Raw genomic sequence first — 274 nt, forward strand, 5'->3', positions numbered from 1 at the left:
GGTGGTGACAGCAGCACGCCGCGAATGGTATGTGCCGTGCCGCAATGCTGCCGCAGCCGGCGATCACTTCGTCCTGGCGCCCGACGACTACGCCGCAGCCGAGGACGCCGGCCGAGTGGTGGCGGTCGTGCATTCGCACCCGGACGACACGCCGGCGCCCAGCGAGGCTGACCGCGTCGCCTGCGAGGCCACCGCATTGCCCTGGTACATCGTGGCGGTGTCCCAGGGCGATGCGGGCGCCGTCGTGGCGGGCGAAATCCGGGGCTTTACGCCC

General features: G+C 71.9%; 1 protein-coding gene. It reads left to right on the forward strand.

The features are described from left to right. Positions 1 to 274, forward strand: a 274-nt coding sequence (locus ACM03V_RS34515) for a C40 family peptidase (protein WP_414625319.1), incomplete at both ends; no start/stop codon positions are given.

It is taken from the genome of Calothrix sp. CCY 0018 (assembly GCF_963920925.1).
GTDB lineage: Bacteria > Cyanobacteriota > Cyanobacteriia > Cyanobacteriales > Nostocaceae > Rivularia.